Below are 26,171 nucleotides of genomic sequence, written 5' to 3'. Positions count from 1 at the left end.
TGAGCCATGAGCGCCGTCGCGACCGCCGCGCCGCTCCTGGTCTACTTCTCGAGCGCCTCGGGTAACACCGCGCGCTTCGTCGAGAAGCTCGGGCTTCCGGCCCGACGCATCCCACTCCTCCGCAACGAAGAAGAACTCGTCATCGACGAGCCCTTCGTGCTGGTCACCCCCACCTATGGCGGGGGTGAGGGGCGGGGCGTCGAAAAAGGTGCCGTGCCCAAGCAGGTGGTCCGGTTCCTCAACGACGAGCGAAACCGGCGCCACATCCGCGGAGTGATCTCGGCGGGCAACACCAACTTCGGCGAGTCCTTCTGTCTCGCCGGTGACATCATCAGCCGCAAGTGCCACGTGCCTCACTTGTATCGGCTCGAGATCTTCGGCACACAAGACGATGTTGATCGCGTGAGCGACGGATTGGAGCGACGGTGGGTACCGCAGTTGACGAGCAGGCAGGAACGGACTCAGTGACCGACACGGTGGCGTTCAAGATGAACCCGACCTATGAGGGCCTGGACTATCACGCCCTCAACGCGATGCTGAACCTGTACGACGCGAACGGCAAGATCCAGTTCGACGCCGACAAGCGGGCGGCACGTGAGTACTTCCTGCAGCACGTCAACCAGAACACGGTGTTCTTCCACTCGCTCAAGGAGCGCCTCGACTACCTGGTCGAGAAGGAGTACTACGAGCCGGCCGTGATCGAGCAGTACTCGCTCGAGTTCATCCAGGAGCTCAACGACCTCGCGTACGGCAAGAAGTTCCGCTTCGAGACCTTCCTCGGTGCCTTCAAGTACTACACGAGCTACACGCTCAAGACGTTCGACGGCAAGCGCTACCTCGAGCGCTTCGAAGACCGCGTCGTGATGACGGCCCTCGGCCTCGCCGGTGGCGACGAGAAGCTCGCGGTCGCCCTGGTCGAGGAGATCATCTCCGGCCGTTTCCAGCCCGCCACCCCGACCTTCCTCAACTCGGGCAAGGCACAGCGAGGCGAGCTCGTCAGCTGCTTCCTGCTGCGCATCGAAGACAACATGGAGTCGATCGCCCGCGGCATCAACTCCGCCCTCCAGCTCTCCAAGCGCGGCGGCGGCGTGGCGCTGCTGCTCTCGAACATCCGCGAGGCCGGTGCGCCGATCAAGCAGATCGAGAACCAGTCCTCGGGCATCATCCCCGTGATGAAGCTCCTCGAAGACAGCTTCAGCTACGCCAACCAGCTCGGAGCCCGTCAGGGTGCAGGCGCCGTGTACCTCAACGCGCACCACCCGGACATCATGCGCTTCCTCGACACCAAGCGTGAGAACGCCGACGAGAAGATCCGCATCAAGACGCTGTCGCTCGGTGTCGTCGTTCCGGACATCACGTTCGAGCTCGCCAAGAACGGCGAGGACATGTACCTCTTCTCGCCGTACGACGTCGAGAAGGTCTACGGCGTTCCCTTCGGCGACATCTCGGTCACCGAGAAGTACCGCGAGATGGTCGACAACCCGCGCATCAAGAAGACCAAGATCAACGCGCGCGAGTTCTTCCAGACCATCGCCGAGATCCAGTTCGAGTCGGGCTACCCGTACATCATGTTCGAGGACACGGTGAACAAGGCCAACCCGATCAAGGGCCGCATCAACATGTCGAACCTCTGCAGCGAGATCCTGCAGGTGAACACGCCGACCACGTACAACGACGACCTGTCGTACGACCAGATCGGCAAGGACATCTCCTGCAACCTCGGCTCGATGAACATCGCGCTGTCGATGGATGCCGATGATCTGGGTCAGACCGTCGAGACCGCCATCCGTGCGCTGAGCGCGGTCAGCGACCAGAGCCACATCCGCTCGGTCCGCTCGATCGAAGACGGCAACGACCGCTCGCATGCCATCGGCCTCGGCCAGATGAACCTGCACGGCTTCCTCGCTCGTGAGCACGTGCACTACGGCTCCGAAGAGGGTATCGACTTCACGAACATCTACTTCTACACGGTGCTGTTCCATGCGCTGCGCGCCTCGAACAACATCGCGATCGAGCGCAAGCAGGCCTTCGACGGCTTCGAGGACTCGACGTACGCGTCGGGGGAGTTCTTCGACAAGTACATCGAGCGCGCCTGGGAGCCCGAGACCGACAAGGTCAAGGAGCTCTTCGCCGGCAAGCACATCCCGACGCAGGCCGACTGGGTGGCGCTGAAGTCGTCGATCCAGGAGCACGGCATCTACAACCAGAACCTGCAGGCGGTGCCGCCGACCGGCTCGATCTCGTACATCAACAACTCGACGTCGTCGATCCACCCGATCGCGTCGAAGATCGAGATCCGCAAGGAAGGCAAGCTCGGCCGCGTCTACTACCCGGCGCCGTTCATGACGAACGACAACCTGGAGTACTACCAGGACGCATACGAGATCGGCTACGAGAAGGTCATCGACACCTACGCCGCCGCCACCCAGCACGTCGACCAGGGCCTGTCGCTGACGCTGTTCTTCAAGGACACCGCTACGACGCGTGACATCAACAAGGCTCAGATCTACGCATGGCGCAAGGGCATCAAGACGATCTACTACATCCGTCTGCGTCAGATGGCTCTGGAGGGCACCGACATGGCCGAGTGCGTCTCCTGCATGCTCTGATCCCGTCACTGAATACGAGAAACGACGAAGACATGACTCCTCACCCCCCGATCAAGCTGGTTGCCGAGGTTCAGGCGATCAACTGGAACCGCATCATCGACGACAAGGACCTCGAGGTCTGGAACCGTCTGGTGAACAACTTCTGGCTGCCCGAGAAGGTGCCGCTGTCGAACGACATCCAGTCGTGGAACACGCTGACGCCCGACGAGCAGCTGCTCACGATGCGCGTCTTCACAGGCCTGACCCTTCTCGACACGATCCAGGGAACCGTCGGCGCCGTCTCGCTGATCCCGGATGCGATCACCCCTCACGAGGAGGCGGTGTACACCAACATCGCGTTCATGGAGTCGGTGCACGCGAAGAGCTACTCCTCGATCTTCTCGACGCTCGCGTCGACGAAGGAGATCGACGAGGCGTTCCGCTGGTCGACCGAGAATCCGAACCTTCAGAAGAAGGCTCAGATCATCATGGATTACTACCAGGGCGACGACCCGCTCAAGCGCAAGATCGCCTCGACGCTGCTCGAGTCGTTCCTGTTCTACTCGGGCTTCTACCTGCCGATCTACTGGTCGTCGAAGGCGAAGCTGACGAACACGGCCGACCTGATCCGCCTCATCATCCGTGACGAGGCCGTGCACGGGTACTACATCGGGTACAAGTTCCAGAAGGGTCTCGAGAAAGAGACCGAAGAGCGTCGCCAGGAGCTGAAGGACTACACCTTCAACCTGCTGTTCGAGCTCTACGACAACGAGGTGCAGTACACGCAGGATCTCTACGACGGAGTCGGCCTGACCGAAGACGTCAAGAAGTTCCTGCACTACAACGCCAACAAGGCGCTGATGAACCTCGGCTACGAAGCGATGTTCCCCTCGACCGTCACGAACGTGAACCCGGCGATCCTGTCGGCGCTCTCGCCGAACGCCGACGAGAACCACGACTTCTTCTCGGGCTCTGGCTCCTCCTACGTCATCGGCAAGGCTGAGGCCACGGAAGACGACGACTGGGACTTCTGAGTCACACGCTTAAGAATGCGAAGGGGGCGGATGCCAAGGCTCGGTGCAGACGAGCTCGGCGTAGAGGCCATTCAAGCTGGTCGAGCCCCGTTTTACCGCTTCAGCTACGGCGGTTATCACATCGCGATGAATACCACCCAGGATCAGACGTTCCAGTACAAGTGTCCGGCGACTGGCACTGGCATCGACTGCGTCACGGGCGCGAAGACGGCACTTCCCAAGATGCGTCAGGTGGGCCCTGGCCAGACGGTGATTCTCTTCGACCCGGATGCTCGCGCCTGACGTCGCGAACTCTCAGCGCAAGCAACCTGAAGGCCCCCGTCTCGCGGCGGGGGCCTTCATCGCGGCGCATTCACAGATGACAAGCATCTTCGCAAGTACGAAGCCGTGGTCTCTGACTGCTGCGAATCTCGTTGGTGACGATGCCCTTCGGGCTAGGGCGCCATCCGTTATCCGATACCTGCCAGTGCAGCGGTAAGCGGGAGGAGTAGCACGATCAGTAGACCGCCGAGGATGTCGAAGGAGATTCCGCTGCGCAACATCCGGGTGATCGGGACGCATCCAGACCCGTAGACGATGGCGTTCTGCGGTGTGGAGACTGGCAACATGAATCCGAAGGAGGCCGCGAATGTTGCTGCGAGGGCAGGGACGACTGGATCAACCCCTGCTGCAGCGGCGAGTGGCACGACGATAGGGACGACGACCGCCGCCGACGCAGTGTTGCTGGTTGTCTCGGAGATCAGGATGGCGAGGCCCACAGCGAGAGCAGTCAGCGCTACTGCGCTCGTGACCCCGAAGGTGCTGAACAGCCCTTCGCCGATAGTCTCTGCGAGCCCGCTCGCGCTGAGCATCGCACCGAAGATGATTCCGGTGCCGAAGAGCAGAATGGTTCCCCAGTCGATCTTGGTCGCGTCAGACCAGGTAAGAGTCGCCTTGCGCTTTCGCCAGTTCGTCGGCAACACGAACAGGAGCGCTGCGCCGACGACCGCAACGATTCCCTCGTTCAAACGCTCGTCGAGGAACAGGTAGATCTCGGACTCTGTGCCCGCGAAGAGACCGACCAGCGAAGGGAGGAACCAAAGAATTACCGTCAAAGCGAACGCAATGATCGTGTTCCACTCGGCGCGGCTGATGCGGCCGTGTTCGAGACGTTGCTGCTTCACATATTCCTCGACGCCCTCTATTCGCCGCACCTCGGGTCGGTTGAGTAGGAGAAGGACGACGGCGAGGACGACGAACATGCCTATGGTGATCGGGATGGCCGCGACGGCCCACTGGGCGAAGCTGATGGTGGTGCCTGTGAGTTCTTCGATGAGACCGCGTCCGATGAGGTTCGGGGGCGCACCGATTGGTGTCATGAGTCCGCCTACGCTCGCGGAGTAGGCGAGCATGAGCATGAGCGCTGCGCCGACGCGCAGTCGGAGCGGGTCGAAGTCCGACCGGACGATGCCGCGCTCCTGCATCAGGCCGGAGATCACCGCGAGGATGCCGAGCGCCGTCGGCATCAGCATCGCGACGGTCGCGGTGTTCGACACGAAGGCGGACAGAATGCAAGTGATGACGCCGAACGCGATGATGATGCGAGTCGTTGACTTCCCCACGCCCGGGAGGGAGAGGACAAAGAACGCGAGTCGCCTGGCGACTCCGTGCTTCAGCATCGCCTGAGCGAGGATGAATGCACCGATGAAAGTGAGGACAGTCGTCGAGCCCAACGGTGCGAGCACCTCGGACGCCGGAGCCACCCCTGTCAGAGCGATGCCAGCGATGCCCATCAATCCGGCAACCGGAATCGGAACGGACTCGCATAGCCAGAGAACGATCACTGCCAGCAGTACGGCCGCGAGTTCTTGCTGCGTGCGATCAATTCCGAGCGGCACGAACCACATGACAATGGCGACGGCGGGCGCGAGGAAAAGTCCCAGCGTCTGTCGTCCTCGTTCGAATCGCAGCTCACCAGGGGTAAGGGTCTGCTGCCCGAGGCTGCGATAGGTCTTTCCCGACATCAGTACCTTGTTGACGTCGGTGCGGGGGCGCGCACCCTGGGATGAGGATGCGGAATCTTTGACGGATGTCATAACGAACTCCTTCGGTCGTCGTCCATGACCACTCTGTCGACGCTCAAGTACCACGTCCAAGACGCAGATACGTTGGCCCTGATAGGTTTCGCCTATGAATGCTTCACGCCATCATGTCTCGATTGTGAAGGAGAAGACGCCTTGGACGCGCGACAACTCGGTTACTTCCTTGCCATTGTCGACCACGGCGGGTTCGGCAAAGCGGCGGAGCATATCCATGTAGCACAGCCCTCCCTATCGCAGTCGATTGCGACGCTCGAACGAGAGTTGGGCGTCACGCTCTTCCATAGGTCGGGGCGACGAACCCGGCTGAGTCCTGCCGGCGAGGATCTTGTGGGACCGGCGCGGCGTGTCATTCGCGAACTGGACAGCGCGGCCGCGGCCATGAACGCCGTCCGAGGGTTGCGCAGCGGGCACGTCGATATCAGTTCGATGCCATCGCCCGGGATTGAGCCCCTTACCTCCATGGTGGCCGCGTTCTGCGTCCGTTATCCGGAGCTCACTGTCCACGTTGATGGCGCGTTCACGGCTGAGGAAGTAATCAATGCCGTCCGCAGTGGTACGGCCGAGATCGGACTCGTGGGCACATCCGCCCCGACTCTCACCCCCGGTCTTGTGTCGATCCCGCTGGAACGGCAGCCGCTCATCCTGATCGTGAACCCCGCTGACGACCACTTCGGCGACGGAACGACAGTCGACGCGTCGGAACTGGGCGGCTCGCGATTGATTGCCTCGCCACGAGGCTCGTTGATGCGGTCGATGGTGGACGACGCCCTGGCGACAGGGGTCGACGCCTCTGTGGTCGTCGAGGTCGCGCACCGCACGTCGATCCTGCCACTCGTGCACAGCGGTGTCGGCCACGCCGTCATGCCGTCATCATGGGCAGACTCAGCCGCCCTGTGGGGGATGCGCACGCTCACGATTCAGCCGGTCTCACAGCTGCATGTCGCGGCCGTTGCGCGGTCCGAGCAGCCGACCCCGGCAGCGTCAGCCTTTCTCGAGATCGCGAAAGAGTATGCGGCCACCCACGATTCATAGGCCGCGCCTATTCGAGCCATTGATCTTATGTCTTGGACTAATCGTTCGACGTAAGCCCTAATGGATGAAGAGGCCGCGCGATGCAGGACGCGGCCCCCGACTCTCACTGAGGAGAAGCCATGGCTGCCGAGAAGACCTTCAAGATCGCGTCCATCCCCGCTGACGGTGTCGGCAAGGATGTCGTCGCCGCCGGCCGCCGCGTGCTCGACACGCTCGCCGCCGCATCCGAGGGCGCTTTCGCGTTCGAATGGACCGAGTTCCCTTGGGGGAGCGCCTACTACGCCGAGACCGGCAAGATGATGGCCGATGACGGTCTGGCGCAGCTCAAGGACTTCGACGCCATCTATTTCGGTGCCGTGGGCTGGGAGAACGTGCCGGACCACGTCAGCCTGTGGGGACTGCGCCTGAACATCACGCAGAACTTTGACCAGTGGGCGAACGTTCGCCCCGTGAAGTTCCTGCCCGGTGTCACGAGCCCGCTCCGCAAGGCCGACACGACCGAGCTCGACTGGGTGGTGGTCCGAGAGAACAGCGAGGGCGAGTACGCCGGTCTCGGCGGGCGCAATCTGAGCGGACGCGGACCCGGCAATGAGGTCGCGCTCCAGACGGCCCTGTTCACTGAAAAGGGGTGCGAGCGAATCATGCGCTTCGCGTTCGATCTGGCGCGTACGCGTCCGGTGAAGAAGGTATCCAGCGTCACGAAGTCCAACGCGCAGCAGTACGGAATGGTCCTGTGGGACGACGTTTTCAAGCGAGTTGCGGTCGATTACCCCGATGTCGAGACCGAGAGCGTGCTGGTGGATGCGATGAGCGCCAAGTTCGTCCTCCGCCCCGAGGACCTCTCCGTCGTCGTCGCATCCAACCTCAATGCCGACATCCTGTCCGATCTCGGCTCAGCCCTCGCTGGCAGTCTCGGGCTCGCTGCCAGCGCGAACCTCAACCCTGAGCGCCGCTTCCCGAGCATGTTCGAACCGGTGCATGGCTCCGCACCCGACATCGCGGGGCTGGGCATCTCGAACCCTATCGGCGCGATTGCCAGCGCAGCGCTGATGCTCGATCACTTCGGGCTCCACGAGCAGGCCCGACAGATCGAAGCTGCGGTCGAGGCGACGACCGGCGCCGGGCACCTGACTCGTGACATCGGCGGGAACGCCACGACTGACGAGATCACGGACGCAATCGTCGACGCCCTCCGGCCGGCACTCGTCCGGTGAATCAGCTGCGCGTCCTCGTCGCGCCGGACAAGTTCAAGGGCTCTCTGACCGCAGCAGAGGTCGCGGACGCACTCGCCGAGGGAATCACTCTCTGTCGGGGCGCAGTCGATGTTCCGCGGGACGGCGTCCGCGTCCAGACGCTACCGCTCGCCGATGGAGGCGACGGTAGCGTCGCTGCGGCGATCCGCGCAGGTTTCACCCCTCTCCCGACCGTCGTTACTGGGCCAGACGGGCAGCCGGCGACCTCGACCATCGCGTTCAGCGAAACAACGGCGGTGGTCGAGGTCGCCGCGGTCAGCGGGCTTGCAATGCTCGGTGGCCGGCGAGACGCTACCGGATCTACGAGCCACGGAGTCGGAGATGCCATCCTCACCGCGCTGAACGCCGGCGCATCGCGGATCATCATCGCCCTCGGCGGGAGCGCCAGCACCGATGGCGGGGCGGGGATGCTGTCGGCCCTTGGGTTGCGATTCGTCACCCACGACGGGAGGTCGATGATTCCTACGGGAGGCAGTCTCGCGGAAGTGGATCACATCGACGTAGCCGGGCTCATGCCGTTGCAGAACGTTGAAATAGTCGCGGCCTGCGATGTCCGCAATCCACTGCTCGGGGTGGATGGGGCAGCGTCGGTCTTCGCGCCCCAGAAGGGTGCCGACGAGGACGAGGTCGCTGTACTCGAGCGCAACCTCACGCACCTGGTCGAACTGCTGAGCGCGGCAGGCTTCAGCGACGCCGAGAACCTCGCAGGTGTCTCCGGTGCGGGCAGCGCGGGAGGCATCGGGTTCGCTCTCGCTCTGCTGGGCGGCGACCTGGTATCAGGGGCGGACCTCTTCCTGGACCTTCTCGACTACGACACCATGGTGAGCGCGAGCGACCTCATCGTCACGGGCGAAGGCTCGCTCGACGCGCAGACCTCCCAGGGCAAGTTGATTGCGGCCGTCGCGCGCCGCGCACACGGTCGGCCCGTGATCGCTGTGGCTGGCCGAAGCGAACTCTCCCACGATGAGGCCGAGTGTTTGGGTATCCGAGAGGTCCACACGCTGGCCGCGATGACCAACATTGACACCCGATCCGATGCGGCACTCTCGCGCGAGCTCCTCAGGCGCATCGGCACTCGAATCTTCGAGGACGCCAGCTGACCCGGGTTCAGCTGATCAGCATCCGTCGCAGGGGTCGGACGATGTCGCTGGCGACGCTGAATTCATTCGCCGTTCCGGTGAGGTAGTCGAGCGCGGTCTTCTGAGTTCCAGGTCAGTTCCGGCCGCCGAAATGGAACGGCACGACATGCCCGCCCGCCTGCGGTGCAGTCGGCAGCTGTCCAGGTGCGAGATGCGCGGGACCGGGCGCGCGCGCAGCGGGGTACCCGTACGGCGGCGGCGGCCCGTAGCTCGGCGGGGTGCCCGGCTCCTCGCCGGAGAGCGCCGAGGGCTTCGCGTTGCTCCCGCGGAGGATCAGGGCGAACACGGTGACGGCGCCGACGAAGCAGAGGAACAGGAACCCCACGTACAGAGCCATAGGGTGCCAGAACCACGAGATGACGTCCACGGTGAGCCTTTCGATGCGGTCCGCTCCGCTATGTGCGATGCCGTGAAGGATACCTGTCGCGCATGAGCGCCTCATGGCAACCAGCACCCGCGGATCTCGCGTCGTCATGCCCGGCATCACTGAGTGACGAACGCACTCGCAGGCACGAAGAGCGAGCAGTCCACGGCGGCATCCTCCGCCTTCGTCATACAGGCCACCTGTACGGCTAGGAGAACGGCGCGTCTGTCGCTATCGACTGGAGAATCCGGTGGGCCAAGCGCATGAACTGCGCGGTCGCCGGCGAGATCGCCCCGTTCCGACGGGTGATGAAGGCATAGTGCTCCACGATCGGCGGGTCCAGTGGTGCCCAGGTGAGGCCTCGCGACTCCATCAGGTTCTTGCCGACGTGATACGACACGAGTGTGTCTCCCACGCCTTCCGCGGCGAGCTCGAGCGAGTGCGTATGGAACTCGACCTCGACGATTGGACGGATCACCACGCCGTCGCGTTGCGCGATCTCGGTCAGCGACACCCGCAGCGGATCGTCGTGCGACCAGCGAGCCTCAGACAGGATGAGCGGTCGATCACCGAGCGATGCGATGTCGACAGGATTCCGAGTGTGATCAGGGTTCTTCGAGACGTAGACGACCTGATCGCGGAAGACCGAGGGCGTCACTTCGAGTTCTCGGTCATCGATCGGAAGCTGTACGAGCCCCGCTTCGAGTTCGCCGTTGCGCACGCGATCCGCGACCTCGGACGAGTTGAGCCCGACGACCTCGATTCGCACACCGGGGTACTGGCGATGGAACTCGCGGATGAGTTCCGTCAGCAGGTAGAGGTGTGCGCTGTTGAAGGTGCCGAACGACACGGTGCCCTCTTCGATCGACCGCACGCGACGGCTCCACTCGGCGAACTCGCGCATGTCCGCGAGCACTCGCTCGGCTCGGGGGAGCAGCTGTTTGCCCGCGTCGGTGAGTAGCAACCGACGTGACGTGCGCGTGAAGAGTGCGACCTCGAGCGTTCTCTCGAGCACGCTGATCTGCTCGGACAGGCTGGGCTGCGCGATGTGATTCTCCGCGGCGGCGCCCGCGAACGTTCCCACGCGAGCGGCAGACACGAAGTACTCGAGTTGGCGAATGGTCGGGAGGGCCATGGAAGTCCTTTCTCAAGGCTGAGCCTATGTCTACCATCCCATACCAAGCATTGCCCTGTTCTACCGCTCCTGGTGCACTGATTCCTAACACCACTCACGGAGGTCAGCGAGATATGCAGGGCACAACAGGAACCGTCGTCGTCACCGGCGCCGCATCGGGAATGGGGCTCGCCACGGCGTCCCTCTTCCTCCGCAACGGCTGGACGGTCGTCGGCATCGACATCGTCGCGGGAACAGTCGATGCGCCGCACGACGGCCGCTTCCTGCCGGTCGTGGCAGACGTTCGCTCGCGCGAGGACGTCGTGCGGGCGATCGACGAGGTGCTCTCTCCCGGCGACACGATCGATGCCGTCGCCAACATCGCCGGCGTGTACCCGCCAACGACCATCGATTCATACGACGAGGCGATCTATCGGCGCATCTTCGATGTGAACGTCCTCGGCGTCGTGAACGTCATCGCCGCTGCGCGGCCCCGCATGGCGGCGGGCGCCGCAGTCGTCAACTTCGCCTCGGTCGATGCATTCGTGGTCTCACCCGGGCAGCTGTTCTACGGCGCGTCGAAGGCTGCTGTGGTGATGCTCACCAAGTCGCTCGCTCTCGAACTCGCGTCGGAAGGCATCCGCGTCAACGGCATCGCGCCGGGCTGGGTCGCGACGCCGGGCAATGCGGCGACCGGACGGATGGAGGCGGCAGCTGCCGGCATACCGCTCGGACGTGTGGCACAGCCCGACGAGATCGCCGAATGGGTGTGGCTCCTCTCCTCCAAAGCGCACGTCGCCTTCATGACCGGTGAGACCATCGTGCTCTCGGGTGGGGACGTCATCCGGTGAACGCCAAGAACACCGTCATCATCACGGGCGCCGCGCGTGGACAGGGAGCGGCGCACGCATCACACCTCGCGCGCCACGGCACACGCGTGATCCTGACGGATGTTCTCGATGAGCCGGGCGAGCAGATGGCCGCCGTACTGCGCGCTTCCGGAGCCGATGCGGAGTATCGACACCTCGATGTGTCCGACGAGGCGGCCTGGGCGCACCTGGGCGAGAGCCTGACAGCGGATCGCATCCGCGTCCGCGCGCTGATCAACAACGCCGGGATCCTCCGTCACGCAGAGATCCGCGACACCTCACTCGACGAGTGGACGCTCCATGAGCGGATCAACGTGCACGGGACGTTTCTCGGCATCCGCACCATCGGTCCCCTCATCGGTGCCGCGGGCGGCGGCGCCATCCTCAACGTCGCCTCCACCGCCGCTCTCGTCGGATCAGCGGGCTATGGCGCTTATGCCGCGTCGAAAGCCGCCGTGGTGGCGCTCTCCCGAGTCGCAGCAGTAGAGCTGGCGCCGCTCGTCCGCGTCAACGTCATCTGCCCCGGTGGCGTCGCGACCTCGATGAACGACGATGAGCCGTCGGGCGGCAGCAGCAGCTCCGCCCCGCTCGGTCGGCGTGCACGCCCTGACGAGATCTCGCCGCTCGTCGACTACCTGATCTCACCCGCATCATCCTTCGTCACCGGCTCCGTCTTCACCATCGACGGCGGCCTGACCGCTGTGTGACCGCTCACCCCGCGTCCGCTCAGCGCGCACCATCCCGCACAGACAGAGAGAAGCATCATGAACACCCGATCCACACTCCACCGTCCGCTCGCCATGCTGGCCGGTATCGGCGTCGCCGTCGCTGCTCTGGCCGGCTGCGTCTCCGCCTCGACCGACTCGAGCGTCGCCGATGACTGCACGCCCGCGCACGACGGGCTGACGACCTACACCGAGGGCACCCTGACCGTGGGCGTGCCCGAGAACCTCCCGTACACCCAGACGAAGGGCGCCGACGCCGCGGGTCTCGAGATCGACGTCATCAAGAAGATCGCCGCCGCAGAGTGCCTCGATGTCGCGGTCGTGCCGATCACCTATGCCAACGGCATCCCGATGATCAGCGAGCAGAAGAAGACCGATCTCATCACGGGCGGATGGTATGTGACCGAGGCGCGCGCCGAGCAGGTCGGATTCACCGCTCCCACCTTCTACGACTCGATGGGGATCATCTCGAAGGAGGGCGTCACCACTGTCGAAGACCTCGAGGAGATCGGCGCCGTCGGCAGCGTCGCGGGGTTCTCCTGGGAGGCCGACATGAGTGCGGTCCTCGGCAGCGAGCTCAAGACCTACCCCGGAACCGTCGAGACGAAGCAGGATCTCGTGAGCGGTCGTATCCAGGCAGCCCTCGACGGGTATGCCGTCGCCACGGTCGCGTACGCAGACACCGACTTCATCGTCGAGCCCGCAGAGGTGGACGACCGCATCGCCATCACGACGTCGAAGCCGATCATCGCGTTCCCGATCGCCAAGGAGAACACCGACCTCGCCGACGCGATCAGCGAGCACATCGACGGGTTCCGCGAGGACGGCACTCTCGAGAAGATCCTCGCCGACTACGACCTGCCCGCGAGCCTGCTCGTTCCGACTGACGTCGCCGCCACCTCGATCCGCTGACACTCGGCCGGACGCCGATCTCGGTCGGCGTCCGGCCCATGGAGGACTCTCATGAACCCCGGACTCATCACCCAGAGCAACGAACTGGCCCACGCCGGTGTCGAGATCTCGCACCTGTCCAAGAGCTTCGGCGACAACCTCGTGCTCGACGACATCTCCATGTCCGTCAAGCCCGGAAGCGTCACCGCTCTCATCGGCCCTTCCGGATCAGGCAAGAGCACCCTGCTGCGGTGCGTCAATCTGCTCGAGACCCCCGACGCGGGCAGCGTCACGGTAGGTACGCAGACCATCGACGCCGGGACGCCCATCAGGGACCGTGATCTTCTCGCCCTGCGCCGCCAGGTCGGCATGGTATTCCAGTCGTTCAATCTCTTTCCTCACTACACGGTGCTGCGCAACATCGCCTTCCCGCAGGAGAAGATCCTGGGTCGCAGTCGGGCGGAAGCCGAAGAGCGAGCGATGACCCTGCTCGAGCGCGTCGGCCTCAAAGAGAAGGCGCTGCAGCATCCAGGGCGCTGTTCGGGAGGTCAGCAGCAGCGCATCGCCATCGTCCGCGCGCTCGCCTTGAACCCCCGCGTCATGCTCTTCGACGAGCCGACCAGCGCGCTCGATCCCGAGGTGGGCATCGAGGTTCTGGCGGTCATGCGTGAACTCGCCGACGCCGGCATGACCATGATCGTCGTGACGCACGAGATGCAGTTCGCCCGCGATGTCGGCGACCATCTCGTGGTCATGGCGGAGGGGCACATCATCGAGCAGGGGAATCCCGCCGAGATCATGGCCTCCCCTCGCGAGGAACGCACCCGGCGCTTCCTCAGTGCCGTCCTGGAGCGCTGACATGGGCGACGTCATCCTCGCTGTGCTCCTCGGACTGCCGATGACCCTGCTCGTCACGGTCCTCGCGTTCGTGATCGGTGCGCTGCTCGGGTTCCCGATCATGCTGGGCCTGCGGGCTCGATGGCGGCCGCTGAGACTGCTCATCCGGTTCATCGTCGACCTCATCCGAGGCATCCCACCCATCGTGTGGCTCTTCCTCATCTACTTCGGGGTGCAGATCGGCACGGTGCGCTTCGATTCCCTCTCGGCCGCGGTGCTCGGCCTCGGGATCATCGCGAGCGCCTACCTCGCCGAGATCTATCGCGGCGGCTTCGCGACACTGCCGAGGGGGCAGTCTGAGGCGGCCGCCGCACTCGGGCTGGACTCCCGAACGACCTTCGGACGGATCCTCGCCCCGCAGGCGCTGAGGACAGCGATGCCCTCGATCACGACCTACCTGCTGTCCCTGCTCAAGGACTCCTCGATCGCCTCGACGATCGGGGTCGCCGACATGGTCTTCGCGGCGAACATGTTCGCTCGTCAGAACCCCGCCTCCGCAGGCATCCTGCCGTTCTTCGTCGCGGCGGCCGTCTACCTCATCGTCAGCGTTCCCGTCGCGATCCTCGCGCGACGAATCGACAGCCGACTCCGGAAGGCACAGTGATGGACATCGTCGACTACCTCCCCACCCTCGGTGAAGGGCTCGTCGTCAGCCTGCAGCTGACAGCGCTCTCGGTCGTGTTCGGCTATGCGCTCGGACTCGTCTTCGCCCTCGGGGTCACCTCGGTGCGGCCATGGCTGCGTTGGCCCGCGCTCGTCGTGGTCGAGATCGGCCGCGGCATCCCCGCCCTGGTCGTGCTCTACATCGTCTACTTCGGGCTGCCGGCTCTGGGTGTGCTGTTCGAGAACTTCGTCGCAGCCGTGCTGGGGCTCACCTTCACCGCCGCGGCGTATTCGTCTGAGGTCTTCCGCGCAGGCATCCAATCCGTTCCCCGTGGGCAGATCGAGGCGTCGTCCGCGCTGGGTCTGCCGCGTCTCACATCGTTCGTGCGGATCGTGCTCCCGCAGGGCATGCGCTCTGCGATACCGGCGCTCATGGGACTCGCCATCATGTCATTCCAGGCGACGTCTCTCGCCTACTCGATCTCGGTGAACGAGCTCATGAGCCGCGCGTACCAGATGAGCAACATCACGTTCGAGTACCTCACGGTCTACCTCATCACGGGCCTCATCTATGCGGCGATCGCGGTGCCCGCGACATGGCTGTCGGTCTTCGTCGAGCATCGACTCGATCGCGGAGCCGTATGACCCGCCTTCGCCACTCTCACGCCACCCACTCCCACGAAGGAAGAACAGATATGACTCGCTACTGCGTCATCGGAGCCGGTGCTGCCGGCATCTCGGCACTCCAGCAGCTGCGGCAGGCCGGCTACGACGTCGACTGCTTCGAGAAGACCGACCGGGTGGGAGGTCACTGGCACACCGACTACGACGCCCTGCACCTCATCACGTCTCGGGACATGACTCACTTCGAAGACTTCACCATGCCGGCCGACTATCCGCACTTCCCCCGCCGCGATCAGGTGCGCGAGTACCTCGAGTCGTATGCCCGCCACCACGGCCACTACGACATCATCCGCTTCAACACCGCGGTGATCTCCGTCGTCCCGATCGCAGCTGACGGCCCGGTCGGCTCTGGGGGATGGACCGTCACCCTCGACACCGGCGAGAGCATCGACTACGACGGCGTGCTCGTCGCCAACGGTCACCTGTGGGACCAGAAGGTCCCGGCCATCGCATCGGACTTCACCGGCGCACAGGTGCACTCCGGCTCGTACCGCAACACGGAGGACATCGAAGGCCGTCGTGTGCTGGTCGTCGGAGCAGGGAACTCGGGCTGCGATCTCGCCGTGGATGCCGCGCAGCATCGGTATGACGTCGACATGGTCATCCGTGAGGGAACGTACTTCCAGCCGAAGTCCTACTTCGGTGTTCCGCGCCAGGAGGTCGAGTGGATGGCCGAGTTCGCCCCGGACGAGCAGGACCTCATCTCCCGTCTGCTCGCACGCATCGTCATCGGCGAGGCCAAGGACTACCCGGGGCTGCCCGTACCCCAGCACCGCACCCTCGCCGAGGGAAGCACGGTCGTCAACACGTTGCTTCTGTATTGGCTGCAGCACGGTCGCGTGAAGATCAGGCCCGGAATCGATCGGATCGCGGGCAAGATGGTGTACTTCTCAGACGGCACCTCGAGCGAGTACGACACGATCCTCTGGGCCACCGGGTTTCACTCGAGCCTTCCGTTCCTCGCCGACGAACTCGTCGAACGTCAGTTCGGTGCACCTCTCCGGTATGCGGGCGGCGTGGTTCCCAAGGGGCTCGAGAAGCTCTACTACATCGGGATGGCCGCGCCTCGAGGCCCGCAGATCCCCGTCTACGGGGTGCAGGCCAAGCTCGCCATCCGCCTGATCGCTCTGCACGAGGCGGATCCCGCAGGCTTCGCAGGTATCGCCGAGTACCTGGGCGGGTTGCAGGATGCAGAGCACCGCATCGACATCGTGCGTGCGATCTGGAACGAGCAGCTCGACGACACCGCTCGACTGCTGGATGCATTCGTCGCGGCACGAACCGCCCCGGCGCGCGAGTCGGCGAACGCGTGACAGGCGTCTGACACCTGGTTCTCGGGACTGAGGGCGAGGGAGTGCTTCCTCGCCCTCAGTCCTTCACCTGTGCAGAGAGCGAGGGTTCCGCCGCTCAGGCCGGGGTGTCGTTCGGGTCGAGTGAGCGCAGGGTGTCCTGCTCGACCTCGTTGTCGGAGGTCAGCTGCTCTTCGGTGTGCTCGTCGCCGCCGAGCGCCGCATCGCGGTCGGGGCTCGCGTCGCCCTGGATGGCACCGCGCGGCGATTCGCCGTGCGAGCTGTCGCCCTGGATCGCGCCGCCCTGCGCCGCGCCCTGAGCGTTGCCGTCTTCCGCCTCGCCCTGGATGGCACCTCGGGCTGCATCACCGTGCGAGCTGTCGCCCTGGATCGCGCCGCCCTGCGCTGAGCCCTGAGCGTTTCCGTGCAGCTCGTCGCGTTCGGTCGAGGCCTGTCCGTCCGGAGCGGTGTTGTGCTCGGGGTTCTGTGCGGGCGAACCCTCAGCGGGCTCTTCGGCGTGCGGGGTGCGTCCTGTGTTCTGGTCCATGCGGTGAACGTACGTCTGCCCCGGCCATGCGTGGAGGGCATTGACAAACCGCATCCACGCTCTCAGAACGCGGTCAGTCCTTCTTCGCCGTCCGGATCGGCGTCGTGGCGGCGACCTCGTCGCTGAATTCCGCGGGGTCGGCCTTATCGTCGAGGATTTCAGCCTCGTCGATGACGTTCAGCGGCCTGGTCTCGTCGAGCGTCATCAGGAAGCGGCTGTTCTCGGACCGGTGCAGACGACCGGAAGTGAAGACCCAGATCGCGCCGATCGCGCAGGCCACGAACCCGGCGGTGCCGCCGAGCATGATCGCGCTGCGAGGGCCGAACGTGTCGGCGACCCACCCGGCGATGGGGGCTCCGACCGGAGTCGACCCCATGATGACCGCCATGTAGAGCGCGAGCACGCGGCCGCGGAGAGCAGGCGCCGTCGTCATCTGCACGTAGCCGTTCGCGGTCGTCAGCAGTGTGACGATCATGAAGCCAGTGAACGTGAGGGTGACGGCATAGGAGATGTATGTCGGCATCGCCGCCGATATGAAGGCCGCGATGCCGAAGCCACCGGCCGCGAGGATCACGACGCGCACCCTGGCGCGGTCGCGTCGAGCGGCCAGCAGTGCGCCGGCGAGCGAACCGATCGCGAGCACCGAGCTCAGCACACCGTAGCCGTCGGCTCCCGCCCCGAATTCCAGCGCCATGGTCGACGCGAAGATCGGGAAGTTCATGCCGAAGGCGCCGATCAGGAAGACCGTCACGAAGACCACACGCAGGTCGCTGCGCCCCCACACATAGCGGAAGCCTTCGGCGAGCCCGCCGGGGCGGCGGTTCTTGAGCCGCGGCGCCAACTGGCCGGTGCGCAGCAGGAGCAGCGCGACCAGCATCGCGAGGAACGTGACGGCATTCGCGATGAACACCCAGCCCGATCCGATCGCGACGATCAGCAGACCTCCGACCGCGGGGCCGATCATGCGGGCGAGGTTGAAGGATGCTGAGTTGAGGGCGACCGCGTTCGACGTGTCGCCGGCGGAGACCATGTCGGAGACGAAGGCCTGCCGCGCGGGCGCGTCGAAGGCGTTGACGACACCGAACGCGGCGGCGAAGCAGAACATCATCGGCAGCGTCATCACGCCGTTCAGCAGCAGCACGCCGACGGCGATGGCCAGCATCAGCAGGGCGCTCTGGGTGGCGAGCAGGATGCGGCGGCGTTCGAAGCGGTCGGCGACCCATCCGGTGAGGCTCACGAGCACGAGCGGTGGACCGAACTGCAGCGCCATGGTGAATCCCATGGCGGCGGCGTCGTTGTCGGTGAGCTCGGTGAGCACGACCCAGTCCTGGGCGGTCGCCTGCATCCAGCCGCCGATGTTCGAGACCAGGGCTCCGACGAACCAGATGCGGTAATTGATGTTCGAGAAGGAACGGAACATCGCGCTCATCGGTCGACCACCTTTCGCATCAGGGCGCTCGCTTCTCGCAGCGTCGTCAGCTCCTCCTCCGTGAAGTCCAGTTCGCCGAGCATCTCGGCGAGCAGCTCGTCCCGGCGGCGGATCGTCTGGGCGACGATCTCGGTGCCCGCTTCGGTGATGTCGACCTGCACGCGACGGCGGTCTTCGGCATCCGGAGTGCGAAGCACGAAACCCTGCTCCTCGAGCCCGTTGATCATGCTCGTCATCGACGGCGCGGTGACCCGCTCGCGCTCGGCGAGAGCGGTGATCGTGCGGCGCCCGTGCATGCGCAGCGTCGCGAGCACCGCGAGCTGCGCGTCGCTCATCGCGTCGACGGCACGGGCCGAGCGGAGGCGCCGTGCGAGTCGGAACGTCGCCATGCGCAGGTCTGTCGCGGTGAGCTGGAGGGATTCATCGGTCGCAGACATTACTTAGACAGTCTAAGTAATTTGTCGGACGATGGGAAGCGCGCGTCAGATCGGCCGCCGCCGACAGGCCAGAATGGACGCATGACCCGACCCGTCGCTCTCGAGATCGCCGTGCAGGACCCCACTGGAGTGCGCATCGCCGGAGCGGTCGGCGCCGCGCGTGTCGAACTCGCACAGGCCCTGCCGCTCGGCGGACTCACCCCGTCGCCGGCGACCCTCGACCTGTCGATCGACGCGGCGCGTGCCGTCGGGATCGAGGTGCATGTGCTCGTCCGGCCCCGAGCCGGCGGATTCCGCTACTCCGCCGACGAGATCACGATCGCCGAGAGCGACGTCCGCCGTGCGATCGAAGCGGGCGCCGACGGTGTCGTGATCGGTGCTCTCAACGATGAGGGGCTGCTCGACATCCCGGCCATGCGGCGACTGCGCGACGCCGCCGACGGGGCATCCGTCACCCTGCACCGAGCTATCGACGTGACCCCCGACCCGGTCGCGACGCTCGTCGCCGCCCGGGATCTCGGCCTGCGCCGGGTGCTCACCTCGGGTGGCGCCTCGGTCGCGATCGACGGCATCGACACGCTGCGCGCGCTCGTCGCCGAGGCCGCCGGCGAGATCGAGATCATGGCGGGCAGCGGAGTGGATGCCGCCAGCGCCGCCGCCCTCGCCGCCGCCGGTGTCGACGCCCTGCACTTCTCCGCGAAGCGCACGGTGAGCGAAGACGGCGGCGTGCGCATGGGGTCGGCCTCGGACGGCGTCGGCGGATACGAGGTCACCGACCTCGAGATCGCGCAGGGCGTCGTCGCAGCGCTGTCGAGCTGAGGCGGATCGCGCAGCCGCCCTGACGTATGTCTCGCACTCTCAGTAGGGTGGGGGCGTGACCGATACGCGCGAATTCACGGATGCCGACGGCATCGCCATCGTCTACGACGTGCACCCCGCGGTGGGTGATGCGCGAGGAGTCGTGCAGCTGCTGCACGGTGTGGGCGAGCACGCCGGCCGCTACGGGGCGCTGATCACTGCGCTGACCGGGGCCGGATTCATCGTCTACGCCGACGATCACCGCGGGCACGGTCGCACCGGCATCCGTCAGCACGGCGGACCCGAGAAGCTCGGCCGCCTCGGCAAGGGCGGACTGCGTGCGGCGCAGGCCGCGATCTGGAAGCTCACCGGCATCATCAAGGATGAGCACCCCGACCTGCCGCTCGTGCTGCTCGGACACTCGTGGGGCTCGTTCCTCGCGCAGATGCTCGTGAACGACCACCCCGAGGCGTGGGACGCCGTGATCCTCTCGGGGTCGGCTCTGCGCACACCAGGTTCGCTCAACGCCGCGCCGCTCAACGCGCGCTGGGCGGCCGACGACGCCACCGGCCTCGAATGGCTGAGTCGCGACCCCGCCGTGTGGACCTCGTTCGACGAGGATCCGCTCACTACGGACCAGCCTCTTCTCAAGCTGTTCGGACCCGTCGAAGCGGCCAAGCTCTATGGCCGCCCGCGCAAGGATCTCGGCCGCGACATTCCGCTGCTGCTGCTCGTCGGCCGCGACGACCCGGTCGGCGGACCCCGCAGCGTGCACAAGCTCGCCGACGAGTACCGCACTCGGTCGGGGCTCACCGACATCACCACGCTGGTCTACGCCGATGCGCGTCACGAGATCTTCAACGAGCTGCAGCAGGACGAGGTGCGGGCCGACATCCTGTCGTGGCTCGACACTCGCATCCCCCCGCGCTGAGCCGCGCACGGCGGAGCGGGCTTCTGTCCGGTCGTTGAGCGAGCAGCGAAGCAGCGAGACGAAACGTGGCGAGTGCGCGGGATCGGCTCACTGCGTTTCGTCTCGGTCGGCTTCGCCGTCCTCGCTCAACGACCGGGGGCGTTCGAGCGCGTCCGAGTGTTACGCACGATGAACCCGCGTTACAGCGGGTGAATCCACGTGACGCCATCTCGGCATATCGTCCTTCCCTCCGCATAGATTCGCGGCGAGAGGGAGGTGCGGGGTGGGTTTCGAAGACGAGTGGCGTGCATGGCATGAGTCACGAGAGCGCTATGCCGGCGCCGAGTACGGCCCGGCCGCGCTCGAGTCGACGAACTGGCTCATCACCGAGCCCGCCGCCGTCGACGGGGTGCCAGGACTCTGGGCGCTCACGGGAGACGGGGGAATCCGCGGCAGCGATCTCGGCACCGCCGGGTCGGTCGTCACGCTGAGGGGCCGTGACACGCTGCGTCTCGGACGCCGTGAGTTGCGCGTGTTCGACAGACGCGGCGATGTCGCGCTGCGGGTGTTCAACCCGAGGCGGCCGGAGCGAGAGCGGTTCAGCGCGATCGACGCGTATCCGCCTCGCAAGGGATGGCGCATCGACGCGGAGTTCGAGCCCACGCCGGGCGAGACGATCACCGTGGCCTCGATCGACGGCCGCTCGCACGAGTCCGACCTCGCCGGACGGCTGCGGTTCAGGCTCGACGGCGTCGCGGTGACGCTCGCCGCGACGCGCACACCCCAGGGCGGCCTGAGCGCGGTCTTCGCCGACGGCACCAACGGCACCGAGACCTATCGCTTCCGCTTTCTGCCCGTCGAAGAACCGGCATCCGACGGCTCCGTGGTCATCGACTTCAATCGCGCGTATCTGCCTCCGTGCGCCTTCTCCGATCAGTACGTGTGCCCCCAGCCGCCGCCGGGCAACCGCTTCTCGGCGCCGATCCGTGCGGGTGAGCGGGCGGTCGTGCTCGGTCGCTGAATCCGCGCCGCACCGCGCCTGGGCGACGGCCTCGCCTTAAGCTGTAAACGTGCACGGTGAATTCAAGGTTCCAGGAGGAAAGCTCGTCGTCGTCGACCTCGAAGTCGAAGACGGCAGGATCGCCCGATTCCGGCTCGCCGGCGACTTCTTCCTCGAACCCGACACGGCACTCGACGACATCAACGAGGGGGTCACCGGTCTGCCGGTCGAGACGGATGCCACGGCGATCGCCGCAGCAGTGCGCGGGGCTCTGCCCGAGGGGGCACAGCTGCTCGGGTTCACTCCCGAAGCCGTCGGCACCGCCGTGCGTCGCGCACTCGTCACGGCTCCCGGGTGGAATGACTTCGACTGGGAGATCGTGCACGAGAAGGCGGTCTCGCCGCGCATGAACCTCGCGCTCGACGAGGTGCTCACCTCTCGGGTCGGTGAGGGGCGGCGCCGCCCGACCCTGCGCATCTGGGAGTGGGACCAGTCGGCCGTCGTCATCGGATCGTTCCAGTCGTACCGCAACGAGGTAGACCCCGAGGGTGCTGCCCGGCACGGCTTCGACGTCGTGCGCCGCATCTCGGGCGGCGGGGCGATGCTCATGGCCGCGGGGCAGATCATCACGTACTCGCTCTACGTGCCGGCGTCGCTCGTGCAGGGCATGACCTTCGCCGACTCCTATGCCTTTCTCGACGACTGGGTGCTGCAGGCGCTGCGCTCGCTCGGCATCGACGCGATCTACCAGCCGCTCAACGACATCGCCAGCTCGTCGGGCAAGATCGGCGGAGCTGCGCAGAAGCGCCTCGCCAACGGGGGAGTGCTGCACCACGCGACCCTCTCGTACGACATCGACGGTCAGATGATGACCGAGGTGCTGCGCATCGGGCGCGAGAAGCTCAGCGACAAGGGAACCACCTCGGCGGCGAAGCGGGTCGATCCGCTGCGCAGCCAGACCGGCCTCGCGCGGGCCGAGATCATCGAGCGCTTCAAAGACACGTTCCGCTCGCTCACGTCGGCGGAAGACGGCGCGATCAGTGCCGACGAGTACGCGGATGCCGAGGCGCTGGTCGAGTCGAAGTTCGCCACGGACACGTGGCTGCATCGGGTTCCGTGACTGACCCGTCGCCTGACCCGGGGTCTGTCGCTCCCGTCGTCCGCGGTGACGTCTCGATCATCCAGGGCGACAACCTGGCGGTCACGGCGACTCTGCCGTCGGCGTCTTTCACGCTCGTCTACCTCGATCCGCCGTTCAACACGGGGCGGACGCAGGAGCGGCAGGTGGTCACTGCCCGCCGCACGTTCACAACTCAGCATGAACCCGACGCGGTCGGGGTCGCGCCCCCGGATTCCCGCGGGTCGGATGCCGCAGCCGACCCGATCCTGCTGAATACCGAACCGGCGCCCCCGGGTGCCGAGGTGCGGCACGGGTTCCACGGCCACGCGTATGAGCGGGTGCGCGGCATGCTGCGCACCTACGACGACCGCTTCGACGACTACGGCGCCTTTCTGATGCCGCGGCTCGAGGAGGCGTGGCGGCTGCTCGCCGACGACGGCACCCTCTATCTGCACCTCGACTACCGCGAGGCGCACTACGCCAAGGTCATGCTCGACGCGGTGTTCGGGCGCGACTGCTTCCTCAACGAGCTCATCTGGGCCTACGACTACGGCGCGAAGTCGCGCCGCCGCTGGCCCACCAAGCACGACACGATCCTCGTGTACGTCAAGAACCCGCGCGAGTACGTGTTCAACGCCGACGACATCGACCGTGAGCCCTACATGGCGCCGGGTCTCGTCACACCTGAGAAGGCCGCCCGCGGCAAGCTGCCCACCGACGTGTGGTGGCACACGATCGTGCCGACGACCGGCCGCGAGAAGACCGGATACCCCACGCAGAAGCCCGAGGGCATCCTGCGACGCATCGTCAGGGCATCCAGCCGCCCGGGCGACCGGGTGCTCGACCTCTTCGCCGGCAGCGGCACGACGGGGGCCGTGGCCTCGGCGCTCGGGCGCGATGCCGTGCTCGTCGACGACAACCCCGAGGCGGTGCGCGTCATGACCGAGCGGATGCCGCACGCCGTGGTCTCGCGCGTCGGGGCGTAGTGCTCATGTGCGTGATCGGACCCCGTCTGGCTGACGACCTCGAAGGAGCTTCAGACCTCACGCGCATCGGGAATCAGATCCTCGTGAAGGCGGGTGCCGGGTCGGGGAACGAGCTGTTCGTTCGCGAGAACGAGCGGTGTCTGCGCGAGAATTCCGACTGGTGATCCGCTGCGGAGCTTCCGTCAGTGCGGTCCGTGCTGGTTCGTGTGCGCGTGGCAGCGCGCCAGGAGGTCGGCGCGGCGCCTGATGGCGGCCTGGGCGCTCTCGGTGACGCTGCGTCCCACACTGCTCGCGGTGGTCACGTCGAGATCGGGGCGCGCAAACAAGACGTCGTAGAACGGAGCGAGAGCCTCGTCAGAGAACTTGAAAGTGCGACTGAGTGTCTGCAGTGGCGTGCCCCATCGGCTGCCGCTGTCAGCGTTGATGTCGGCGCCTTCATCGAGCAGGCGGGCGAGCAGAGGCGCCTCGGCACTGAAGTCGTGGGCCGTCGCGCTCAGCAGTACATGCAACGCATTCACATGACTCGCGGTCGCGGCGCTGGCGTCGGCACCGTCGTCGAGCAGTCGCGTGACGATCGCGACCCGGCTGGCGGGATCGCCGTTGCGCAGCGCTCGCATGAGCAGCGTCGATCCGTCCTGGTCGGCCCACGTCGCGAGCGATGGGTCGTAGTCGGCGAGGAACTCGGCCTCGCTCTTGAGAGCAGAGAAGTAGACGCGGGGGTGGGCCATGACCTCGACACTAGGCGACGAGCTGCAGCAGGCCGGATACGTGGAGCCGAGGATCGTCGTCACTGCGCGGCCCGCGCCGTAGTGTCGGCAGGAAAATGCCTCGGCGTGAGAGTGTGAGAGCCATGACCGAGTACGTCGAGGTGCAGACCGCCGCAGGCCGGGTTCGAGGGCGGTGGCGCCCGACCACGGGAGGGCGAGGGGCGCCGCGATCGGCGGCCTTTCTCGGCATCCCGTTCGCTGAGGCGCCGATCGGTGACCTGCGCTTCCAGGCGCCGATGCCGAAGGCGCCGTGGGACGGAGTGCGCGACGCGCTCGAGTTCGCGGCGACCGCGCAGCGGGGCGACCCCGGTGTCACGCTGATCCCCGAGCCGAGCGTCGAGGGCGACTCGACGTTGAACGTCAACGTCTTCACGCCCGGCCTCACGGCATCCGCTCTGCCCGTGCTCGTCTGGATCCATGGCGGCGGCTACTTCGCCGGCTCCCCGGCGAGCCCCTGGTACGACGGCCGCAACTTCAACCGCGACGGCGTCGTCACCGTGTCGATCTCGTACCGGCTCGGTTTCGACGGGTTCGGCTGGATCGAGGATGCGCCGTCGAACCGCGGCGTGCGCGACTGGATGCTGGCGCTCGAATGGGTGCAGCAGAACATCGCCGCGTTCGGCGGAGACCCCGGTCGCGTGATCATCGCCGGGCAGTCCGCGGGAGGCGGAGCGGTGCTCACCCTGCTCGGGATGGAGAAGGCGCAGCACCTGTTCCACGGCGTCTACGCGATCTCTGGGGCTCTCGGCGATGTCGCGGAATCTCGGGCCGAGAAGTTCGGGCGGGCGCTCGCCGCCTCGGCGGGAGTGGCTCCGACCGTGGCCGGTCTGTCGACGGTGAGCGAGGATCGTCTGCTCACTCTGCAGAAGAAGGCGACCCAGCTCGGTCCGTCGTCGATGGCGACGATGATCGACGAAGGGCTTCCGCTGGGCCCGACGATCGACGGAGACCTGCTGCCGCGGTCGACCCGTGAGTCGCTGCGTGCCGGTGTCGGTGCCGACAAGCCACTCGTGATCGGAGCCGCGGACGACGAGTTCACGATGGCGTTCGAGGGTGCCGCGGGGAAGGCCCTGCGCTGGGTGCCAAAGGGCATGCTCCTGAGCAGGCTCGGGCTGCGGGGGAGCACCCGCGCGGAATACCTCGACGCGAACGCCGACGTCGCGCGTCTCGGCAAGGCTCGTCTCGCAGGGCGTGTGGTCACCGACCGGATGTTCCGCGCCTCGGTTCCCCGCATCGCGGCCGACCGTGGCGACGCGCCCACCTGGCTCTACCGGTTCTCGTGGCCGTCCGGTCACTTCGGCTTCGCCGAGCACTGCCTCGACGTGCCGTTCTTCTTCGACTGCCTCGACGCCCCGGCGATGGAGCCGCTGGCCGGCCCGAATCCGCCGCAGGAACTCGCCGACGAGGTGCACGGCGCTGCCGTCGCGTTCGTCACCACGGGCGACCCAGGGTGGACGAGGCACGAGGGGGATGCCGGGATCGTGCGAGTCTACGACCGACCCAGCCGCGACGTCGCCGATGCGTATGCGTCGGCGCGGGCGCTGCTCTGAGACGAGCGAGCATCGTGGTGCGGAAGCAGTGCGATGGTGATGCCCGCTTCCACTAGGTAGACTG

At 66.0% G+C, this 26,171-nt stretch carries 27 protein-coding genes; 20 read left to right on the top strand and 7 right to left on the bottom strand.

Going from position 1 to position 26,171, the window contains the following annotated elements:
• Positions 1 to 6: 6 nt before the first annotated feature.
• From nrdI to FIV50_RS15300, 4 genes are read left to right on the top strand one after another with little or no spacing between them, the layout of a single operon-like run.
• Entirely contained in the window at positions 7 to 468 is a 462-nt protein-coding gene (gene nrdI, locus FIV50_RS15315; RefSeq protein WP_056313504.1) for a class Ib ribonucleoside-diphosphate reductase assembly flavoprotein NrdI, read from the top strand.
• A 20-nt stretch (positions 469 to 488) separates the two neighbouring features.
• On the top strand, positions 489 to 2,609 hold the full coding sequence (nrdE, locus tag FIV50_RS15310; RefSeq protein ID WP_056313740.1) for a class 1b ribonucleoside-diphosphate reductase subunit alpha: 2,121 nt from the start codon (positions 489 to 491) through the stop codon (positions 2,607 to 2,609).
• 32 nt (positions 2,610 to 2,641) lie between these two features.
• A complete protein-coding gene (gene nrdF, locus FIV50_RS15305) occupies positions 2,642 to 3,622 on the top strand; it encodes a class 1b ribonucleoside-diphosphate reductase subunit beta (RefSeq protein WP_056313503.1) in 981 nt (326 codons plus the stop codon).
• Positions 3,623 to 3,652: 30 nt separating this feature from the next.
• Positions 3,653 to 3,904 carry a hypothetical protein gene (locus tag FIV50_RS15300; protein WP_140038171.1) on the top strand — a complete coding sequence of 84 codons (252 nt, stop codon included), beginning with the start codon at positions 3,653 to 3,655 and terminating at the stop codon, positions 3,902 to 3,904.
• 167 nt (positions 3,905 to 4,071) lie between these two features.
• Here the strand turns inward: FIV50_RS15300 and FIV50_RS15295 are convergent, their stop codons facing one another.
• Complete coding sequence (locus FIV50_RS15295) at positions 4,072 to 5,697, bottom strand: SLC13 family permease (RefSeq protein ID WP_140038170.1); 1,626 nt, start codon at positions 5,695 to 5,697, stop codon at positions 4,072 to 4,074.
• 24 nt (positions 5,698 to 5,721) lie between these two features.
• Here FIV50_RS15295 and FIV50_RS15290 point away from each other — a divergent pair, with 24 nt between their 5' ends.
• The 3 genes from FIV50_RS15290 (at position 5,722) to FIV50_RS15280 (ending at position 9,088) form a co-directional block, all read left to right on the top strand.
• The gene (locus tag FIV50_RS15290; protein WP_258184300.1) at positions 5,722 to 6,735 is read left to right on the top strand and encodes a LysR family transcriptional regulator; all 1,014 of its coding nucleotides are present in this window, start codon (positions 5,722 to 5,724) and stop codon (positions 6,733 to 6,735) included.
• Positions 6,736 to 6,854: 119 nt separating this feature from the next.
• Positions 6,855 to 7,949, top strand: a complete 1,095-nt coding sequence (locus tag FIV50_RS15285; RefSeq protein ID WP_140038169.1) for a tartrate dehydrogenase — start codon at positions 6,855 to 6,857, stop codon at positions 7,947 to 7,949.
• The gene (locus FIV50_RS15280) at positions 7,946 to 9,088 is read left to right on the top strand and encodes a glycerate kinase (protein WP_219846221.1); all 1,143 of its coding nucleotides are present in this window, start codon (positions 7,946 to 7,948) and stop codon (positions 9,086 to 9,088) included. The genes FIV50_RS15285 and FIV50_RS15280 overlap by 4 nt, the downstream gene beginning before the upstream one ends.
• Positions 9,089 to 9,200: 112 nt before the next feature.
• On the opposite strand, the gene FIV50_RS15275 is transcribed toward FIV50_RS15280, so the two are convergent.
• Both FIV50_RS15275 and FIV50_RS15270 read right to left on the bottom strand, forming a co-directional pair.
• Positions 9,201 to 9,494 carry a hypothetical protein gene (locus FIV50_RS15275; RefSeq protein ID WP_140038168.1) on the bottom strand — a complete coding sequence of 98 codons (294 nt, stop codon included), beginning with the start codon at positions 9,492 to 9,494 and terminating at the stop codon, positions 9,201 to 9,203.
• A 205-nt stretch (positions 9,495 to 9,699) separates the two neighbouring features.
• Positions 9,700 to 10,626 (bottom strand): LysR family transcriptional regulator, encoded by a 927-nt coding sequence (locus tag FIV50_RS15270; protein WP_140038167.1) that lies wholly within the window; start codon positions 10,624 to 10,626, stop codon positions 9,700 to 9,702.
• 113 nt (positions 10,627 to 10,739) lie between these two features.
• On the opposite strand from FIV50_RS15270, the gene FIV50_RS15265 reads away from it, so the two are divergent.
• Genes FIV50_RS15265 through FIV50_RS15235 form a run of 7 tightly spaced genes read left to right on the top strand, consistent with a single transcriptional unit; the run spans position 10,740 to position 16,587 of the window.
• A complete protein-coding gene (locus FIV50_RS15265; protein WP_140038166.1) occupies positions 10,740 to 11,456 on the top strand; it encodes an SDR family NAD(P)-dependent oxidoreductase in 717 nt (238 codons plus the stop codon).
• Positions 11,453 to 12,181 (top strand): SDR family NAD(P)-dependent oxidoreductase, encoded by a 729-nt coding sequence (locus tag FIV50_RS15260; protein WP_140038165.1) that lies wholly within the window; start codon positions 11,453 to 11,455, stop codon positions 12,179 to 12,181. The genes FIV50_RS15265 and FIV50_RS15260 overlap by 4 nt, the downstream gene beginning before the upstream one ends.
• A gap of 57 nt (positions 12,182 to 12,238) precedes the next feature.
• Complete coding sequence (locus FIV50_RS15255) at positions 12,239 to 13,111, top strand: substrate-binding periplasmic protein (protein ID WP_140038164.1); 873 nt, start codon at positions 12,239 to 12,241, stop codon at positions 13,109 to 13,111.
• A 51-nt stretch (positions 13,112 to 13,162) separates the two neighbouring features.
• Positions 13,163 to 13,948, top strand: coding sequence for an amino acid ABC transporter ATP-binding protein (locus tag FIV50_RS15250; RefSeq protein ID WP_140038163.1), 786 nt, complete (start codon positions 13,163 to 13,165; stop codon positions 13,946 to 13,948).
• Between the two features lies 1 nt (position 13,949).
• Positions 13,950 to 14,591, top strand: coding sequence for an amino acid ABC transporter permease (locus tag FIV50_RS15245; protein ID WP_140038162.1), 642 nt, complete (start codon positions 13,950 to 13,952; stop codon positions 14,589 to 14,591).
• Positions 14,591 to 15,235 (top strand): amino acid ABC transporter permease, encoded by a 645-nt coding sequence (locus tag FIV50_RS15240; protein ID WP_140038161.1) that lies wholly within the window; start codon positions 14,591 to 14,593, stop codon positions 15,233 to 15,235. The genes FIV50_RS15245 and FIV50_RS15240 overlap by 1 nt, the downstream gene beginning before the upstream one ends.
• A gap of 50 nt (positions 15,236 to 15,285) precedes the next feature.
• Complete coding sequence (locus tag FIV50_RS15235; protein WP_140038160.1) at positions 15,286 to 16,587, top strand: flavin-containing monooxygenase; 1,302 nt, start codon at positions 15,286 to 15,288, stop codon at positions 16,585 to 16,587.
• Positions 16,588 to 16,681: 94 nt separating this feature from the next.
• Here the strand turns inward: FIV50_RS15235 and FIV50_RS15230 are convergent, their stop codons facing one another.
• The 3 genes from FIV50_RS15230 to FIV50_RS15220 all read right to left on the bottom strand — a co-directional run bounded on the left by FIV50_RS15230 (position 16,682) and on the right by FIV50_RS15220 (position 18,976).
• Positions 16,682 to 17,110, bottom strand: coding sequence for a hypothetical protein (locus FIV50_RS15230; protein WP_140038159.1), 429 nt, complete (start codon positions 17,108 to 17,110; stop codon positions 16,682 to 16,684).
• Positions 17,111 to 17,183: 73 nt separating this feature from the next.
• Positions 17,184 to 18,530 carry an MFS transporter gene (locus FIV50_RS15225; RefSeq protein WP_140038820.1) on the bottom strand — a complete coding sequence of 449 codons (1,347 nt, stop codon included), beginning with the start codon at positions 18,528 to 18,530 and terminating at the stop codon, positions 17,184 to 17,186.
• 5 nt (positions 18,531 to 18,535) lie between these two features.
• On the bottom strand, positions 18,536 to 18,976 hold the full coding sequence (locus FIV50_RS15220; protein ID WP_140038158.1) for a MarR family winged helix-turn-helix transcriptional regulator: 441 nt from the start codon (positions 18,974 to 18,976) through the stop codon (positions 18,536 to 18,538).
• A gap of 81 nt (positions 18,977 to 19,057) precedes the next feature.
• Between FIV50_RS15220 and FIV50_RS15215 the strand changes: the two genes are divergently transcribed.
• The 5 genes from FIV50_RS15215 to FIV50_RS15195 all read left to right on the top strand — a co-directional run bounded on the left by FIV50_RS15215 (position 19,058) and on the right by FIV50_RS15195 (position 23,790).
• Positions 19,058 to 19,795 (top strand): copper homeostasis protein CutC, encoded by a 738-nt coding sequence (locus FIV50_RS15215; RefSeq protein ID WP_140038157.1) that lies wholly within the window; start codon positions 19,058 to 19,060, stop codon positions 19,793 to 19,795.
• Between the two features lie 55 nt (positions 19,796 to 19,850).
• Complete coding sequence (locus FIV50_RS15210) at positions 19,851 to 20,705, top strand: alpha/beta fold hydrolase (RefSeq protein ID WP_140038156.1); 855 nt, start codon at positions 19,851 to 19,853, stop codon at positions 20,703 to 20,705.
• 262 nt (positions 20,706 to 20,967) lie between these two features.
• Positions 20,968 to 21,705: a DUF1684 domain-containing protein gene (locus FIV50_RS15205; protein WP_140038155.1), complete on the top strand. Its 738-nt coding sequence runs from the start codon at positions 20,968 to 20,970 to the stop codon at positions 21,703 to 21,705.
• Between the two features lie 49 nt (positions 21,706 to 21,754).
• Positions 21,755 to 22,804, top strand: coding sequence for a lipoate--protein ligase family protein (locus tag FIV50_RS15200; RefSeq protein ID WP_140038154.1), 1,050 nt, complete (start codon positions 21,755 to 21,757; stop codon positions 22,802 to 22,804).
• A complete protein-coding gene (locus FIV50_RS15195; RefSeq protein WP_140038153.1) occupies positions 22,801 to 23,790 on the top strand; it encodes a DNA-methyltransferase in 990 nt (329 codons plus the stop codon). Before FIV50_RS15200 ends, FIV50_RS15195 begins: the two co-directional genes overlap by 4 nt.
• Positions 23,791 to 23,972: 182 nt before the next feature.
• Here the strand turns inward: FIV50_RS15195 and FIV50_RS15190 are convergent, their stop codons facing one another.
• Positions 23,973 to 24,518, bottom strand: coding sequence for a hypothetical protein (locus FIV50_RS15190; RefSeq protein WP_140038152.1), 546 nt, complete (start codon positions 24,516 to 24,518; stop codon positions 23,973 to 23,975).
• Between the two features lie 122 nt (positions 24,519 to 24,640).
• Here FIV50_RS15190 and FIV50_RS15185 point away from each other — a divergent pair, with 122 nt between their 5' ends.
• The gene (locus FIV50_RS15185; protein ID WP_140038151.1) at positions 24,641 to 26,107 is read left to right on the top strand and encodes a carboxylesterase/lipase family protein; all 1,467 of its coding nucleotides are present in this window, start codon (positions 24,641 to 24,643) and stop codon (positions 26,105 to 26,107) included.
• Positions 26,108 to 26,171 lie beyond the last annotated feature (64 nt).

Origin of the sequence: Microbacterium foliorum (assembly GCF_006385575.1) — a bacterium.
GTDB classification, from domain to species: Bacteria; Actinomycetota; Actinomycetes; order Actinomycetales; family Microbacteriaceae; genus Microbacterium; species Microbacterium foliorum_B.
The sequence above is the reverse complement of the archived record's forward strand: the minus strand, read 5'-3'. Positions and strand labels throughout refer to the sequence as shown.

What these genes read in the sequence shown, in the direction of transcription:
- nrdI (WP_056313504.1), top strand. Translation starts at nt 7, where the DNA reads ATGAGCGCCGTCGCGACCGCCGCGCCGCTCCTGGTCTACTTCTCGAGC.
- nrdE (WP_056313740.1), top strand. Translation starts at nt 489, where the DNA reads ATGAACCCGACCTATGAGGGCCTGGACTATCACGCCCTCAACGCGATG.
- nrdF (WP_056313503.1), top strand. Translation starts at nt 2,642, where the DNA reads ATGACTCCTCACCCCCCGATCAAGCTGGTTGCCGAGGTTCAGGCGATC.
- FIV50_RS15300 (WP_140038171.1), top strand. Translation starts at nt 3,653, where the DNA reads ATGCCAAGGCTCGGTGCAGACGAGCTCGGCGTAGAGGCCATTCAAGCT.
- FIV50_RS15295 (WP_140038170.1), bottom strand. Translation starts at nt 5,697, where the DNA reads ATGACATCCGTCAAAGATTCCGCATCCTCATCCCAGGGTGCGCGCCCC.
- FIV50_RS15290 (WP_258184300.1), top strand. Translation starts at nt 5,722, where the DNA reads ATGACCACTCTGTCGACGCTCAAGTACCACGTCCAAGACGCAGATACG.
- FIV50_RS15285 (WP_140038169.1), top strand. Translation starts at nt 6,855, where the DNA reads ATGGCTGCCGAGAAGACCTTCAAGATCGCGTCCATCCCCGCTGACGGT.
- FIV50_RS15270 (WP_140038167.1), bottom strand. Translation starts at nt 10,626, where the DNA reads ATGGCCCTCCCGACCATTCGCCAACTCGAGTACTTCGTGTCTGCCGCT.
- FIV50_RS15265 (WP_140038166.1), top strand. Translation starts at nt 10,740, where the DNA reads ATGCAGGGCACAACAGGAACCGTCGTCGTCACCGGCGCCGCATCGGGA.
- FIV50_RS15255 (WP_140038164.1), top strand. Translation starts at nt 12,239, where the DNA reads ATGAACACCCGATCCACACTCCACCGTCCGCTCGCCATGCTGGCCGGT.
- FIV50_RS15250 (WP_140038163.1), top strand. Translation starts at nt 13,163, where the DNA reads ATGAACCCCGGACTCATCACCCAGAGCAACGAACTGGCCCACGCCGGT.
- FIV50_RS15245 (WP_140038162.1), top strand. Translation starts at nt 13,950, where the DNA reads ATGGGCGACGTCATCCTCGCTGTGCTCCTCGGACTGCCGATGACCCTG.
- FIV50_RS15240 (WP_140038161.1), top strand. Translation starts at nt 14,591, where the DNA reads ATGGACATCGTCGACTACCTCCCCACCCTCGGTGAAGGGCTCGTCGTC.
- FIV50_RS15235 (WP_140038160.1), top strand. Translation starts at nt 15,286, where the DNA reads ATGACTCGCTACTGCGTCATCGGAGCCGGTGCTGCCGGCATCTCGGCA.
- FIV50_RS15230 (WP_140038159.1), bottom strand. Translation starts at nt 17,110, where the DNA reads ATGGACCAGAACACAGGACGCACCCCGCACGCCGAAGAGCCCGCTGAG.
- FIV50_RS15225 (WP_140038820.1), bottom strand. Translation starts at nt 18,530, where the DNA reads ATGTTCCGTTCCTTCTCGAACATCAATTACCGCATCTGGTTCGTCGGA.
- FIV50_RS15220 (WP_140038158.1), bottom strand. Translation starts at nt 18,976, where the DNA reads ATGTCTGCGACCGATGAATCCCTCCAGCTCACCGCGACAGACCTGCGC.
- FIV50_RS15215 (WP_140038157.1), top strand. Translation starts at nt 19,058, where the DNA reads ATGACCCGACCCGTCGCTCTCGAGATCGCCGTGCAGGACCCCACTGGA.
- FIV50_RS15190 (WP_140038152.1), bottom strand. Translation starts at nt 24,518, where the DNA reads ATGGCCCACCCCCGCGTCTACTTCTCTGCTCTCAAGAGCGAGGCCGAG.
- FIV50_RS15185 (WP_140038151.1), top strand. Translation starts at nt 24,641, where the DNA reads ATGACCGAGTACGTCGAGGTGCAGACCGCCGCAGGCCGGGTTCGAGGG.